Origin of the sequence: Vibrio sp. 1562, from assembly GCF_033340155.1 — a bacterium.
In the GTDB taxonomy this organism is placed as follows: domain Bacteria; phylum Pseudomonadota; class Gammaproteobacteria; order Enterobacterales; family Vibrionaceae; genus Vibrio; species Vibrio alginolyticus.
The window spans coordinates 2,707-17,631 of the sequence record NZ_JAWOVY010000013.1 but is presented as its reverse complement, the minus strand read 5'-3'; the positions used below and the strand labels follow the sequence as shown (position 1 = coordinate 17,631).

Here is a 14,925-nt window from a genome sequence, read left to right as displayed (position 1 = left end):
GGAGCCCTTTTGTTTTGTCGGCTCATTGAGGCATCACTCACAACTCAAACTTTGATTCAATCAATACAAAAAATGGTAAACACCAACCAACTTATTGGAAAAACAAACAATTATTTGATTGAAGCAAAACCATAAAAATCTAACTCATTGATTTTTAATTGCTTTATTTTGGTGCGATATTTGCGTAATAGAATAAAACTCTTAAACATGGGCTAACGATGAATAATCCACTTCCCCCAAAAACTTCTATGTTCTGGTATGACAACAGCTATACCTATGAGGAGGCCGTTCAGGCATTTGAAAGCGATGGTACACTGAAATCGCTGAATATCGTTCCAACCACGGAATCCGATGATCTTGCTGGCTCACCCCCAGAGCGCAGTATGTTTTGGGAGGGAGAAACAAAAAAAATCGATCCGCCACCGCCGTCTGAACCAGAGCCTCTCAATTTAAAAACTGAGAAGGAAGCAACGGAAGCATCACCTGCGCACTTTATCCCAGTCCGCTATGCCATCGATCAGCTAGAAACAGAAGAGACACAACCTTTTGGTTTGCCTGAAGAATGGAAAGGCCAAGGCCCAGCCAAACTCAATACCGTTGGTTACACCCTGCGTCAACTGCGCGACGGTTGGCTGTATGTCTATGATGCAATCAACAAAAGCTTAGACGAATACGAAATCAAAGGAACGCAATTCACGCTCTATAAGTTGGGAGAATCAGAAAGCCCAAAATCAGAGCAGCGAGGGACACCACAAGATGCAAAGGCCTTCCTTACTTACGTCAACGGAAGCGTACTATCGATTTGCTTCTCTGAGCACCGCTGGACATGGCACACGTTCATGCGCGTACTTAACAATCCGAGTAATCATATCGATCGCATGCAAACCATTGTTCTGTCCTCAAACGAGAATCAGCACAACATTGCACCAATAGATAAGTTAACCCAAGTCGCTGATATTGAATCTTCTGCCGTCGATGATGGTCGCTTTGCGGATTCTGGCATCGCCACCAAAGCAGATGAAGATGGTTCTGTCTTTAAACCTGTCGCAGTCGAAAGCGATTTAACCTCTGCGATTCCAGAAGAAGAATCAGGCTACTTCGCCGCGATAAAAGATTACGCCGCAGACATTCAAGATATGTCACTGCATTTTGTTGGTGCCGCAAGCCCTTACCGCCTTTTCACTGACCAGTTTTCAAACCAGTGGAACTTGATGCAGACCGCCATGCAACTGTGTATGTTTGGTGCAAGTGACGAGGTAGACATGCCAGCTAGCGTTAAGCGTAACGGCGAAGAGCTGTCGTTTTATACCGACATGGCTGACTATTATGACTCCTCTCACCAACTTGATTTGGCAGAGCAGAACAAAAGCTCAGTTCAGTCCGGCTATCCTGCTAAATTTTCCGCTGGAGCGATTGAATCACACCAACATACCCAAAGTGACATTGCTAAAGCGATACAGGACAAATATCGAATTTCTGCGAGCCGTTTTGGTAAATACGAACAATGGATAGCGACTGAACGCTGGCGTCAGCAGCTCAACTGGAAGCAAATGCTGAGCGAGATGCAAGAGCTGTCAGAACAAAAAGAAACCATGATAGCCCAAGTGGTTTCGGTCAAACGCGACTTTATTGCTGTAATGGAATCTTTGACACCTCATCATCTTGAGAGAACCTTCGACCTATACAGCGAAGACACGCAGTACAGCTTGTATCAACTGCACAAGCAAGCCGTTGAGTCATTTACTCTGGTGATGCAAGAAGAAGACCGACAGTGGGCTGAAAGCCAATGGGAAAAACCAACCAGTTTACTTGCTCTCTATGCCTCAGGGTTTAGTCGTAGTTTATTTAAAGTGATGGAGAAGAATATTACAGAGGCGCTTGATGAACAGTCGATCGTCTCAGACAATCCTGAACCTGATAATCAGTTGATGGACCAGATATCTGATACAAGCAACCGCGTGAATATGTACTCTAAGATCATGGACTTTGTTTCCAACCCAAACACTGCGGAAACAGCCTTTCTCAAAGATATCGCCAAAGGTTTCCAAGAGCTGGATATTATTTTTAAATCTGCAATAGGTGCGCTTGCAAAAGGCGTTGTAGAGTTTGGTGTTAGCATGACCTCACAAGTATCAATTTCGCTGATGCCTGTTTTCGCTAAACCTCTGAACCGTCATAGCTATTATTTATTTGCCGTTATTGCAGAACATATGGCACACAATATGCCCGTAACAATAAAAGAAGGTTACGCTCACGATTTTAAAAAATGGAAAACACGCGTAAATGATTATCTGATTAAGCTCGAAAAAAACGATGCAATCATTGCTGACTTCCAGAAAAATAACCGCAAAGCTGACTCTAAATACACAACAGCTTTAAAAAATAAAAAGACTATTAAGAAGGCTCTCGCTGTAGCTACATTGGAGTACCCGCAGTACATTGAGTTACCTGATGATCTACCTCAAAGAACCATCGAGCTTAGAACGCGGATCGTGATGAATAAGCTCAATGATTTGAATAAACTGTTCGAGAATGCCGGTGGTCTAGGCTTTCTGGCATTAATATTTAACTGCATCGCGCTTGGTGATGCCATGAGCAGTATTCAAGACACGGGGTTAATGTCCTCAGATGAATTTTTGGATATCCAGCAAAAGTTATTTTACACAGTCAACGCTTGGACAGGTGTTCGTACAGGTAAGTTATGGGAGAAAGTGAAGGGTGAACCTAGGTTAAGGTCACATTCATATAATGTCTTAAAAAAGTTAGTGAATAGAAACGAAGATACCTTTAAAAACTTAAACCTTGATGACCTAAAGGTATTCAATAAATGGCTAGCAATCACAGGGGCTTTAGGTGCGTTAGCTTCGGGTATTGAGGCTTACCGTTCTTGGCAGAGTGCTGACAAAGTTTATGGTCAAGAAAAATATCTGCATGTAGCAAATTCCCTAGTATTAACAGCAATGTCAGCTGTCGGTATATTCCAAGTATACGGAGGGTTAACTGGACAATTTGCATTAAACTTATCCTTTGGCGGGCCTATAACGGCCGGCCTGGTTATTCTCACGATTGCATACCTAGCCATCAATTATAAGTTGAATAAACTGAAACAAGATGATTTCCAAAAATGGTTAGATAAACTGCCTTGGGGTTATCACCCGACTCGCACTCAGTGGAGCCAATCTTCGAGCTTACCCGAAAGAGAGAAGCATAATTCAGCATTGGTTCAGCAAGCGCTGTTTGACTTACAATCTATTATTCAACAGCCTACGGTATACCATCAACCTATTGAAAAAGTACAAGCTTACCCAGGTTACACACATCGTGAGTTAATCGGTTTGGAAGTGCATATTCAACTGCCAAGGCGTGCTGCAACGAATGGTATTACGTTGAGAACTAACAGCAAGGCAACAGAAGATGATTTGATGTCAGGCTCGTGGCATCAAAACGCAGATTTAGTCACGCTACAAACTCAAGATCAAGCGAGCAAAGAATCACTGGTGTACAAAGTAACCTTGCCAATTGAAGAAGCAGATCATTACCTTGCAATGCAAGTAGCTTACGATGTGGAAGATGATGCCCCTGCTAAGCGTGAGTATTGGTTCCAAAACGGCATAAAACAGAGTGCAACTTATGGCATTATTTCAGACAATATCAAACAAGACATAATTAAAAAAACACTCACCCCCGCTGTTGGCACACTAGGTTTTCAGGAGTAACCCTTGGCATATTCACCGTTTTATATCACCCCAGAAGAATTGGCGGTTTATCAAGAAGCACAAGAGCAAGAGATTCTCAAAGGGGACAATTTAACAACATGGCATAAGTATGATGTAGAAGAGCCATTTCGCTACCATTACAAGTTAACGGCTTTGCCATTTATGAGCTTCTTATTTGTAATTGTATTTTTGACACACTCAAGTGATACGCTTGTCGTGACCTTTTTTGGCCTTATCTTGTCAGTAATGATGGCCGGGATCTTTTATCTTACGATTGGCCTCGACTATCGCTATGACTATATCTTTTCTGACAAAGGCTTTGTGATGAAGAAGCGTCGCAACATGCCTAAGTGGGCGAATACCGCCACACAAGCCGTTGGCTGGATCGGTGCGGTAGTTTGCGTTTTGATGGTAGCGGTAGTTGGCCCGATGGCGTTAGCTGGAGCGGGCGCTCTTATTTTATTCTCATTTGGTATGTTAAAACGCAAGCCCGATGAACCAACAGAAGTGAGAATTGGAGAGCGTGAAGATTGGTTGTTTGCCGACTACAACAAAAAGCGCAAAGTGATCCAGTTCTACTTTAAGCAGGATAAGTGTGAATATATCGATATGGAACACAACACTATTGTCCGTTCACATAGTAGATCTGATTGCTACGTATTTTTCAAAACTGAAACGGACTTAGAATCGATGGTAAATCAGTTAGCGACGGAATATAAGCTGGATTGTACAGAGGTAGATGACCACAAAAAGCTGTTTGAATCGAAGCCAGAAGCTAGACTGTTTAACATTCCTGTTTGTAATAGAGAATATAAAGCCGATGAGGTATTTGATTTAAGAGCGTCAAATGCCCCGCTTCCTGAGCGTGAATACCTTTACAACGGTAAGTGGCAAACCGAGTCTGAAATCGAACAATCAAAATCTGAACTAACGGCAGCCAAGGTATAAACCTTGGCTTATTTACCTTTTTACATCCCCCATGAAAAGCTTTAGGTTTACTCTGATGTACAAAAAGAAAAATTGGTTCAAATAACGAATTTTTTAACTCGAGGATAGGATAGTAAGCCCGAACCTTTCTATCCTCTACTAAACACCCATTTTGCACTGAGTAAATAGTTACTCACCATGCCTGCCAATATGCCTAAGATCAAAGCCAAATAGACCATCACTCCTTGCGTTCCAAGCGCGAGCGTTACGCCTTTGAACACAATAAAATTCGGCAAAGCACTGATACAGGCACTCGCCATAAATTTTTGCCATTGAGCGAAAGGGTTGGTTTTTTCTGCTTGAGAGAAAGTCAGCCAGCGATTGCCAAGCCAAGTCGTGGTTGCTGCAAACAAAAATGCTATCCCACGAGCCAGCATCAACTCCAGACCAAACCAATGGAACAACACAGAAAAGATAAGAGTGTCGACCATAAAGCCGACACCACCTACCAGAGCAAACCTTGTTAACGAAGCAAACCTTTCTAAAGAAGCAAATCTTGGTAATTTGCGCATTCCGTTACCCAACCACACAGGTGTAGAGTGAGCGTTTCGATTTTGCTGTGAACTCGTTGGTACAACTCAACGCATTTTCATGAATCATGCTATCCACTTGCTGCGATTTACCAATCAGGTGGAATTTCTTCAGATTGTTTAAGTCATTCTTATCTTCAAGCTTTTTCGCCTGACCATGACTATAGAACTGGCCTGAGAACGGGCGCTTACCAATGTAGAAGACTGGAGCGTTGTCATTAATTTGCGCGAAGATGATGCGGTCGCTGCGGCTATCTGCTTTGCCCATATTCAAAACCAACATCGCAATCATAAGCAGCGCTGGCAACACCGCTGCCGTTCCGGTCAGCCATTTGAAATCGTGTTTATCCACCAGCATCGCAATCAAGATACCCAATGCAGGCACACCCGGTAGCACGTAAGCAGGCAAAATATTCCCAGCCATGGTGAACAAGATCATTGGTGAAATCAGCCAACACATCAGGAAGCTAAATAGGCCTTGATGATCAGTTTCAATGGCTTTGAGTACTTTACGACGTTTCCACGCCAAGATAGGCAATACAATTGACCAAGGCGCAGCCGATTGCAGCCAGAATACCCAGATCATCCCACGTGGTTGATCATGAGCAGAGCCATACAGGTCTCCTTCCCAACCGCTGACAACAAAACGCTTAAAGTGCTCGCCAACAATAAAGTAATCAATAAATCCAGGCGTCGCCATTTCAGCCATGATGTACCAAGGTAGAGCAATCGCCAGCATGAGCGCCAACCCCAACACAATTGGAAAACGCTGCCACAAGGCTTTGAAGGCACCGAAGAAACCATGCTGAATCACAAGCCAAGGAAACACTGCGATGCCCATGATCACGATCGCCACCGGACCTTTTGCTAACAGCCCGCAAGCCAAGCCAAAGAAACCGAGATAACCCCACAATCGGCTGTGTTTGTCTTTGCCAAGCCAGCAGTAGTAAAAGCCGACCATCGCCATGGTCATTGCCAATGTCAGTGCCATGTCTGTCATCACTGCACCCGCCGCAATTGAAAAGATGCCACACGTCGCCAATACCAACGCTGCGATGACTGCATTAAAGCCAGCGCGATGCGCCATGGCTGCAACAAAAATAATAGTCGCGACACCCGCCAACCAATGAGGCGCGCGCACTGCGAATTCATTCAATCCAAACAACTCAATGCCATAAGCACTCATCCACGTGAACAGGGGTGGTTTCCCCCAAAAAGGCACGCCGTAATCAAACTGTGGGGTAAGCCAATTGCCTGTTTCCACCATTAAGCGCGCCATTTCGCCATAGCGGGCTTCTGTGGTGTCCATCAAAGGGTATGCGGCAAGTGAAATAAGACGGAGTAAAAGAGCAAACGCCAACAACAACCACAGATGGGTTTTATTAATACTCATGATTACGCGGTTTCTCCCAGTTTAAACTTCATGGTTTGGATGGATTGATGTTTTGCAGGCTGCTCGTAAACAGACTGAACAAGATAAAGAGGGCGTTGCTTGGTCTCGACAAAAATGCGGCCAATGTATTCGCCCAAAAGGCCAATCGACAGCAGTTGCACACCGCCCAAGGCAAGTTGGACGACCATCATGGATGGGTAGCCAGTGACAGGCTCACCAAACGCAACAGTTTTCATCACTATGAATGCGCAATAGATAAAGGCACTGAACGCCACCAATGCACCAGCAAGTGTCGCTAAACGCAAAGGACGAATGGAAAACGAGGTGATGCCGTCCATTGCAAGGCCAATCAGCTTGAGGTAGTTCCATTTGGTTTCACCACAGAAACGAGCGTCACGCTCAAACTGAACCGTCACTTGCTTGAAACCCGGCCAAGAAAAGATGCCTTTCATGTATCGGTTACGCTCTGGCAACGCATTGATGTGTTTAACCACTTTTGCGCTCAGTAGACGGAAATCGCCCACGTTCTCCGGCACATCCAATTTCGCCATGCTATTAAGCACTTTGTAAAAGCAAGCGGCCGAGAAGCGTTTGAACCAAGTTTCACCGTGGCGTTCACTGCGCTGCATGTTCACCACGTCATAACCTTCACGCCATTTTGATACCATTTGCGGGATCAACTCCGGTGGGTCTTGCAAGTCGGCATCAATCACAATCACCGCTTCACCTTGGCAGTGTTCCAGACCCGCACTCATGGCGGACTCTTTGCCAAAGTTACGGCTTAGTGCAATACAACGAACGTCGCTAGAAGATTGAGAAAAGTTTTGCGCGATCATTAGGCTGTCATCTTTGCTGCCATCGTCGACATAAACGATTTCACAGCGTTCTGGCATTTCATCCAAAACGGCGGCTAAACGACGATGAAATTCAGGTAAGACTTCTTGCTCGTTAAAGAATGGCACCACAACAGACAAAACTGTTTTAGGCTCAGTGTGTTGGCTCACCTTTGAAAAGGTTGCAGCGTGAATGTTGAAGGTTGACATGCTACTCTTCCACTAAATCCGATGAATGAATCCAGTCTACAAACATCAACGTGAAAGAGATGTTATTGACATCTTTTTCACGTCCTTAGTGAATAATGTTCGGTTAAGACGAAATCTTATTTTCGAGCACCTGCCCACTTGGAGAGAAATACATGAAACGCGTACTTTTAGTCGAAGATAATCGAGAAATCGCAGGCATGCTGTTCGATTATTTTGAGTGTGCAGGTATGGAACTCGATTATGCAGACAACGGCGAGCTCGGCCTGAAACTGGCGATGGAAAACACCTTCGACATCATCTTGCTCGACCTCATGCTGCCACGCATGGATGGCCTGACCATGTGTAATAAACTTCGCGATGCGGGCAACAACACACCAGTGCTTATGCTGACTGCACTCGATAGCCGTGACGATATGCTCAAAGGCTTCCAACACGGTGCGGATGACTATCTGACCAAACCCTTCGATCTTGATATTCTTGAAGCGCGCATGATGGCACTGATCCGCCGTTACCGCGGCACTGTCGCGTCGAGCAAGTTGGAATATGGCGAAGTCTCTATCGACCAAAAAACGCGTAAAGCTTACCGCCAAGATAAACTGTTGGCGCTAAACCCAACCACTTACACCATTCTGGAAATGCTTGTGAAAAGCGCGCCAGACGTAGTAACACGTGAAGAAATCGCCTTCCAACTATGGCAAGAGAACGAGCCGAACAACGACGTTCTGCGAAGCCACATTTACCAACTTCGCAACCAACTTGATAAGCCATTTGAACAACATGTGCTGATCACCGTGCCGAAAGTTGGCTTCCGCTTGGAGACAGTTGCATGATCAATCGCTTACTTGCTAGCACGCAAAGCACACAAAGTATGACAGGGCGGCTCGCTCTGTTTTTCTCTTTTGTGTCGGTCGTGATTGGCATCTTCTGTTTTTTGTTGATTACCGGCTCCCTGCTTTGGTCTGAAGACCGCGTGGGCGAGCGTCGTATTATGGTCGACAAAAAAGAAGCGATTGAACATTTCCAGTCCCACCCAGAGCAAGGCAGTATTCAGCTTGACCTGCTCACCACCGCATACAACGACATCTCATTGGTTGCCGAGCGCTACCAAAAATACCTAATAGGTCAAAAGCACTTTCTTGATGAAGTAGAAGATGGTGAATACTCGCGCATGGTTTACATGAGTACTTACACCTACAAAGGCGTTGAACATCCCGTTATTCTGGTTTCCTTGATTGATGAAATCGAGATCACCTCAGAGGAATTCATTCTCGTCGTCGCTATGGTGCTGTCCATTGTCGCCGTGCTGGTGTTCCTGTTTGGTAGCCTGCTGCTGCGCTTATCGCAGCGCTTAATTGAACCCGTCAATGCGCTTAAAACCCAACTCGATCATCACCAAGGCGATGCCACGCAGACCTTTAGTGTGCCTGAGGGCTCGGCCAAAGAGTTCCAAACCCTTGCGGATGAGTTGAATGAGTACCGCCACAAAATCAACCAAGTCATCAAGCGCGAGCAAGCCTTTGCACGATACGCAAGCCATGAACTGCGTACACCGTTAACCGTGATGAAAGGCTCAAGCAGCTTACTGGCGAGAAGTGCGAACACGGATTTCCAAAACCGCCAAGTGAACCGAATTCAGGATGCAACGCAGCAGATGTCGACCATGGTGGATGCCCTACTCGGCTTAGTGCGTTACGAGCGTAATGCAGATGATTCACCAGTACGCAGCATCACCGAAGAAGAACTCAACCAAATCATCTTCCAAAGCCAAGCTCAGGCGGATGAGAAAGCACTCAGCTTTAATGTACAGATAGACGGCAACCCAAGAACGCGCGCGACGAATGCCGTGTTGACCATTATTCTTGGCAACCTGATTCGCAACGGCATCGCCGCGACACCATCGGGATCAATTCATATCAGCATGGATGAAAACACCATCTCGGTGCGCGATGAAGGTGAAGGCTTTTCAACCATTCCACATTCTGATGGGCACGGATTAGGTTTGATGATTGTGGATGATTTGTGTCAACGCTATGGCTGGCAATTTAAGATTGGTACACATCCAGAAGGTGGTTGTGAGGCAGTAATTGATCTTGCGTCAGAGCATCAGGAATAACCGAAATGGTTGTACTGAAACACAGACTTTTTATCTGGGTTTAATGGCGTTACACTACGCGCCCTTTTTAACGGCAAGGTCGCGTGGTTGGACACGTCAGCAGTCACATGAAACTCTCTGAAAGCCCGATAACTCAACACAACTTCAACGGTCATACGTTTTTTCTTAAGCGTGATGACATGCTGCATTCTCACTTTTCTGGGAACAAAGCACGTAAGTTTATGACGTTAATGGAAGAGCAAAATCCCGACATCACCACGTTAATAAGCTTTGGCTCCGCTCAATCTAATGCCATGTACTCGCTAGCGGCTCTCGCCCAGATTAAAGGTTGGGCATTTGAGTTTTATGTTCATCACATTCCATCTTGGCTAAAAAGCTCCCCCATCGGAAACTATCGCGGCGCTCTCGATTTGGGTATGAAAATCACCGCCATGCAAGACATCGGTAGCGAACTTCACCCTAGTGAATACATCCACCAGGTACGAAGAGTAGATGAGTCGACATTGCTGATTCCAGAGGGTGGACGTTCCCACCTCGCTGAAGCTGGCATCAAACAGTTAGCACGAGAAATTCTTGATTGGACGCGATTGAGAGGTAAAGAGCAGTTTACGGTCGCCCTGCCATCAGGTACTGGCACGACGGCTTTATATCTTCATAAACATTTAAGCCCACACGGCATAGAAGTGCTAACTTGCCCTTGCGTAGGCGATGCAGATTACTTAACTGAGCAGTTCAACCAGCTCGGTGAAAACAGCCACCCAACCATTTTAACCGTGCGCAACAAACACCATTTTGGTCGCTTGTACGAAGAAGATTACATCACATGGAAAGCACTCTTTGAGCAAACCGACCTCGAATTTGACCTGTTATACGACCCGTATATGTGGCAATGCCTCACCCCTTGGTTGGAAGAGAACACAGATAAAACGGTGATTTATATTCACCAAGGCGGGTTACTTGGCAACGAGTCGATGTTGCCAAGATATCAACGAGAATTTGAATAGCGTGTTCAAATAAAGTTGTTGCTGATTACAGTGATTCCACTATTTGATGAGCGCCAGAATTTCTTTGAATTCAGGTGCTCGGCAATCTTCGACCATTTCATACAAACACATTTCTAACCCAGTGAGCACCACACCGTTAGCGGTTAACTTCGCAAGAGCGAGCGCTTTATTGGCAGCGGTTCGGGAAGAGACACAATCCGTGACTAATTCAACGCGATAACCGGACTGGCGCAGAGAAACCGCGGTTTGATAGACGCAAATGTGGGATTCAATACCGCAAACCAACCAGGTATCAACTTTCGCGTTCTCCACCGCGACCTTAAACGTCGCCTCTTTGCAACCATCAAACGTGTACTTGGTAATAGGTAAATGCGTGCTTTCAAGCACTTCACGAATCGGCTCCGCGGTTGGGCCCAACCTTTCTGGATTCTGTTCTAGCCACAGAATAGGCAAATCTAGTGCTTTGGCGCCCTTTACCAGTTTCGTGATATTTTCAATCAGTGCGTCGCTTTCATGCATTAATGTAGCGAGTTTGCCCTGAACATCCACCACAATCAGGCCCGTGTTTCCTTTCGATAACATTTCCATCTCCTATCTTGTGCGACCACAAACCATACTCAACAAGTTGAGCAACAGTTAATGTATCAGAACCCTTTCATGTTAGAGCAATAAAACCTAGAAAGATGACCTTCGCTCACACATTTGCCCTTAGGTAAGAGTGGTTTGAACTGACTATTTAAATTTCTCTCGAATTAGTTCAATCAAGGCTTTGACTTTATTGGGCAGAAATAAGGCCGAGGGATAAATCAGAGTAAGATGCTGCTTCGGATGCGCGAATTGAGGCAGCACCTCGACCAACAAACCGTCTCTCAGTGCAGGCTTGGAATGAATTTGAGGAATAAACGCGATGCCGTTTCCTGCTATCGCCATCGAGCGCAGCAAGTTGAGGTCATCCGAACGCAACGCCACATGCAGATCTGAATCGAGCAAATCGGCATTGTAACGATTAGTTAAAAGGCGATGCTGCTTAAGATCTTCCACCGTTTTTACTGGCGGATGCGATTCTAGATAGGCTTTTGACGCAACAAAGTGACTACGATAAGGCAAAAGACTGAACTGCACATAGCTGTCATCGGTGACTTTGACCACGCTCGGAAGAAGCTGTAAATCAAACGATTGACGCTTGAGATCGACACTCTCTTGATGGTTTTCAATCTCGACCGAAATCTCCGGATACCGCGTTGTGTACTCGGTGATGATCGCGTTAAACGCGGCAGAGCTCATCAATGCGGAAGGAATGGCTAAACGCACCTTGCCCGTCAGCTCTTGTTGATATTCGTGCATGGCATTTAAACCTTGCTGAATATGGTCAATAGGCTGCCCCACCAACTCAAACAAGCGTTTCCCGTGCTCCGTCAACTCAATGCTGCGTGTTGTGCGAATCAAAAGCTGTACCCCGAGCGATTTCTCTAATTCTTGCAGACGACGACTCACTTTTGAGCGTTGTAGTTGATTCGCCTCTGCCGCTGCACTTATACCGCCGTGAACCACTGTCTGAGTGAATAGGTAAATATCATCAAAATTAACGTTCATTGTCCTATTTTTAGGTCATTTATGTTCGTATTATCATTCTACTGAATTGTGAGTGACTTCTCTATAATCCGCTATCCAATATGTTTAACGGAGCTTGTAATGACGGCTGACCAAAAATTCAAACACTGGATGCGAACTTTGATTGTCCTGTTCATCGTACTATTTTTGTACATTATCATTGCTGACCGCCACGCCCCCTTAACGACCGAAGGACGAGTGCAAGGATACGTTGTCCAAGTCGCACCCGAGGTATCTGGTAAAGTGACCGACGTTCTCATCGAGAATAACCAGTCCGTTCAAAAAGGCGATGTGTTGTTTACGATTGATGATCGTAAATACAAGATAGCGCTTGAACAGGCGGAGCTGTCTCTGCAATCCGCCTATGAAAAAGAAGCAACGCTGTATTCTCAACGCGAAGCCGCTCTTGCCAATATTGCCCGCGCACGAGCGACATTTGATAATGCACACCGCGAGTACAACCGCTTACTGACACTATCGAAGCAGAAAGTCATCTCTCAATCGACACTCGATAATGCCTTTGCCCAAAATCAGGTATCACGTGCAGCGCTTAAAGCGGAACGACAAAACTTAAAAGTCATTGAGGCGCAATTAGGCGACCAAAAAGGTCAAAGCACCGCCGTTCGAATTGCCAAAAACGGCATCGAAAAGGCGCAACTTGATTTGGCAAATACCGCGGTACTCGCTCCCAGTGATGGTGTCGTGACCAACCTGCAACTAGAAGTTGGCACGATGGCAAACACCAACATGCCATTGCTGACATTTGTACCAACAGGATCACTTTGGGTAGCCGCTGATTTTCGTGAAAAATCCGTCGCGAACGTAGACAAGACTTTCCACGCCTTGGTCACATTTGATGCCAACCCAGGTTCAGTGTACGACTTTGATTTAGCTAGCCGCGATTACGGTGTAGCAGCCGCACAACAAACGCCTAATGGCGCACTAACCAAAGTAGAAGTGAACAACCGCTGGGTACGTGATGCACAGCGTACACGAGTGAACCTAACCAGCAGTGAAGAGTTACCACCAGCACTGTTTGTCGGCTCTCGCGCTACCATTGTTTTATACCCAGACAACAGCATTTTCTGGCAGTGGATGGCGCAAGCACAGATTCACCTCGCAAGCTGGTTCCACTTCATTTACTAGGCGGCGACAATGAAAACCTTACGAATTTGGTTCGGCTGCTCTTTAGGGCTCGCGCTAAGCATGGTCTTTGGTTGGTCTTACGGATTTTTTGCCATCATGATGCCGTTGTTTATATTAGGCAGAATGGACCACTTTAATCTTTCGGCTCTATTGACCGTATTTTTCTCTGCGGTGTGGACAACCATACAAGCCACATTTTTGCTGGAATACTTGCAGTTTCATCCAACATTAATGACCGTAGCCGTCGGAATTATGATGCTGTTCAAGTGCATTGCAATGATGAACCAGAAAACCTATTTGTTTGGTTACATGGGGTTGTTGGTGGGTTCAATTGTGTTGAACTTTGCCAGCTATAACTTCATGGATATTGAAGAGTTCAACGTCAACATGTGGGTGATGGCGTTCAGCAATATTTTTGTTTGCGCATTCGCGTATTGGTTGTTCCCGGAGCCAAAATCCCCCGCCGAGCACATTGAGATGTCGACTCCAGTGAAAAGCGATATTGACTACATCAGCCAAGTTGCCATGGGTTGGGTAGTGGCGATGGCGGCATTTATCGTATTCCAAGTAGCGGACTTATATGACTCGCTATCCGCACAAGCTTCCATTTTGATCATCCTAACCCCAATGACTTTAGCAGGCTCGCTCGCCATGGCAAAAATTCGCATCATCGGCACCGCACTAGGCTGCATCGCAGGAATGGCTGTTCAGCTCATATTGGGCAGTTGGTATGGGCATGGGCTACTCTTTTGGCTCGCCTTTACCATTGCATGGGGCCATTCTGCTTGTGGCTCACCAAGGGGCAAATTAAAGCTGCTATCGCGTTTTCTGCCATGTCTGCCCTATCGGTTCCGCTGACGACCTCATTGGTGCCAGAACAAAAAGACGCGTTCTTTTCGATCTTGTACCGTTTCAGTTCGATTTTCGTCGCGGTTCTACTCACCGCGATGGTGATGTGGGTAGTGCATCACTGGATTCGTGTGATGTTGCTAAAGCATCCTGAGATGAAGAACGTGGAGTTGAATTAAACCTGACCGAGGCTGGAAACGGGAAATGTATGCCGCTCACTTTACTGTGAGCGGCATTTTTATTTAAAACGGTCACCCTGAACATCGAGGGACGAGCGTGATTCAGGATCTACCCACCGAGTGCTTTGAAGTGCGAAAGTTATCGTCATTTCCTAGCGAGCTGTAATCAGATTCCTAGTCTCGTCTAGACTCGCTGGAATGACCCTCTCTTGGAGCAGATCCAATACCTAGGGTTGTGGCGAGCAATGTATCTTCCAACATCCGTCATCCTGAACAGCGAGGGACGAGCGTGATTCAGGATCTACCCACCGAGTGCTTTGAAGTGCGAAAGTTATCGTCATTTCCTAGCGAGCT

The 14,925-nt window shown here is 45.9% G+C and carries 11 protein-coding genes and 1 pseudogene; 7 read left to right on the top strand and 5 right to left on the bottom strand.

The annotated features are described in order from the left end of the window. Positions 1-218 precede the first annotated feature (218 nt). Together R7Z49_RS14485 and R7Z49_RS14480 are read left to right on the top strand one after the other, a co-directional pair. Positions 219-3,716, top strand: coding sequence for a T6SS effector BTH_I2691 family protein (locus R7Z49_RS14485; RefSeq protein ID WP_186584838.1), 3,498 nt, complete (start codon positions 219-221; stop codon positions 3,714-3,716). A 3-nt stretch (positions 3,717-3,719) separates the two neighbouring features. Beyond that, positions 3,720-4,664: a hypothetical protein gene (locus R7Z49_RS14480; RefSeq protein ID WP_054574767.1), complete on the top strand. Its 945-nt coding sequence runs from the start codon at positions 3,720-3,722 to the stop codon at positions 4,662-4,664. 128 nt (positions 4,665-4,792) lie between these two features. Here the strand turns inward: R7Z49_RS14480 and R7Z49_RS14475 are convergent, their stop codons facing one another. Genes R7Z49_RS14475 through R7Z49_RS14465 form a run of 3 tightly spaced genes read right to left on the bottom strand, consistent with a single transcriptional unit; the run spans position 4,793 to position 7,669 of the window. Beyond that, a complete protein-coding gene (locus tag R7Z49_RS14475) occupies positions 4,793-5,215 on the bottom strand; it encodes a GtrA family protein (protein ID WP_186584836.1) in 423 nt (140 codons plus the stop codon). Positions 5,216-5,219: 4 nt separating this feature from the next. Continuing rightward, a complete protein-coding gene (locus R7Z49_RS14470; protein WP_186584834.1) occupies positions 5,220-6,626 on the bottom strand; it encodes an ArnT family glycosyltransferase in 1,407 nt (468 codons plus the stop codon). Positions 6,627-6,628: 2 nt separating this feature from the next. Continuing rightward, positions 6,629-7,669 (bottom strand): glycosyltransferase family 2 protein, encoded by a 1,041-nt coding sequence (locus tag R7Z49_RS14465; protein ID WP_318111772.1) that lies wholly within the window; start codon positions 7,667-7,669, stop codon positions 6,629-6,631. Between the two features lie 152 nt (positions 7,670-7,821). Between R7Z49_RS14465 and R7Z49_RS14460 the strand changes: the two genes are divergently transcribed. The 3 genes from R7Z49_RS14460 to R7Z49_RS14450 all read left to right on the top strand — a co-directional run bounded on the left by R7Z49_RS14460 (position 7,822) and on the right by R7Z49_RS14450 (position 10,786). Next, the gene (locus tag R7Z49_RS14460; RefSeq protein WP_020197905.1) at positions 7,822-8,499 is read left to right on the top strand and encodes a response regulator transcription factor; all 678 of its coding nucleotides are present in this window, start codon (positions 7,822-7,824) and stop codon (positions 8,497-8,499) included. Further along, a complete protein-coding gene (locus R7Z49_RS14455; protein WP_186584830.1) occupies positions 8,496-9,782 on the top strand; it encodes a sensor histidine kinase in 1,287 nt (428 codons plus the stop codon). The genes R7Z49_RS14460 and R7Z49_RS14455 overlap by 4 nt, the downstream gene beginning before the upstream one ends. Positions 9,783-9,889: 107 nt before the next feature. Beyond that, positions 9,890-10,786: a 1-aminocyclopropane-1-carboxylate deaminase/D-cysteine desulfhydrase gene (locus tag R7Z49_RS14450; RefSeq protein WP_086046917.1), complete on the top strand. Its 897-nt coding sequence runs from the start codon at positions 9,890-9,892 to the stop codon at positions 10,784-10,786. Between the two features lie 39 nt (positions 10,787-10,825). Here R7Z49_RS14450 and R7Z49_RS14445 read toward each other — a convergent pair whose 3' ends face one another. After that, positions 10,826-11,368, bottom strand: a complete 543-nt coding sequence (locus R7Z49_RS14445; RefSeq protein WP_005457944.1) for a hydrolase — start codon at positions 11,366-11,368, stop codon at positions 10,826-10,828. A gap of 150 nt (positions 11,369-11,518) precedes the next feature. After that, on the bottom strand, positions 11,519-12,379 hold the full coding sequence (locus R7Z49_RS14440; RefSeq protein ID WP_017634710.1) for a LysR family transcriptional regulator: 861 nt from the start codon (positions 12,377-12,379) through the stop codon (positions 11,519-11,521). 99 nt (positions 12,380-12,478) lie between these two features. Between R7Z49_RS14440 and R7Z49_RS14435 the strand changes: the two genes are divergently transcribed. Beyond that, positions 12,479-13,543, top strand: coding sequence for an HlyD family secretion protein (locus R7Z49_RS14435; protein WP_186584828.1), 1,065 nt, complete (start codon positions 12,479-12,481; stop codon positions 13,541-13,543). A 9-nt stretch (positions 13,544-13,552) separates the two neighbouring features. Next, positions 13,553-14,571: pseudogene (locus R7Z49_RS14430) on the top strand (DUF2955 domain-containing protein). The last annotated feature ends 354 nt before the right edge of the window (positions 14,572-14,925 follow it).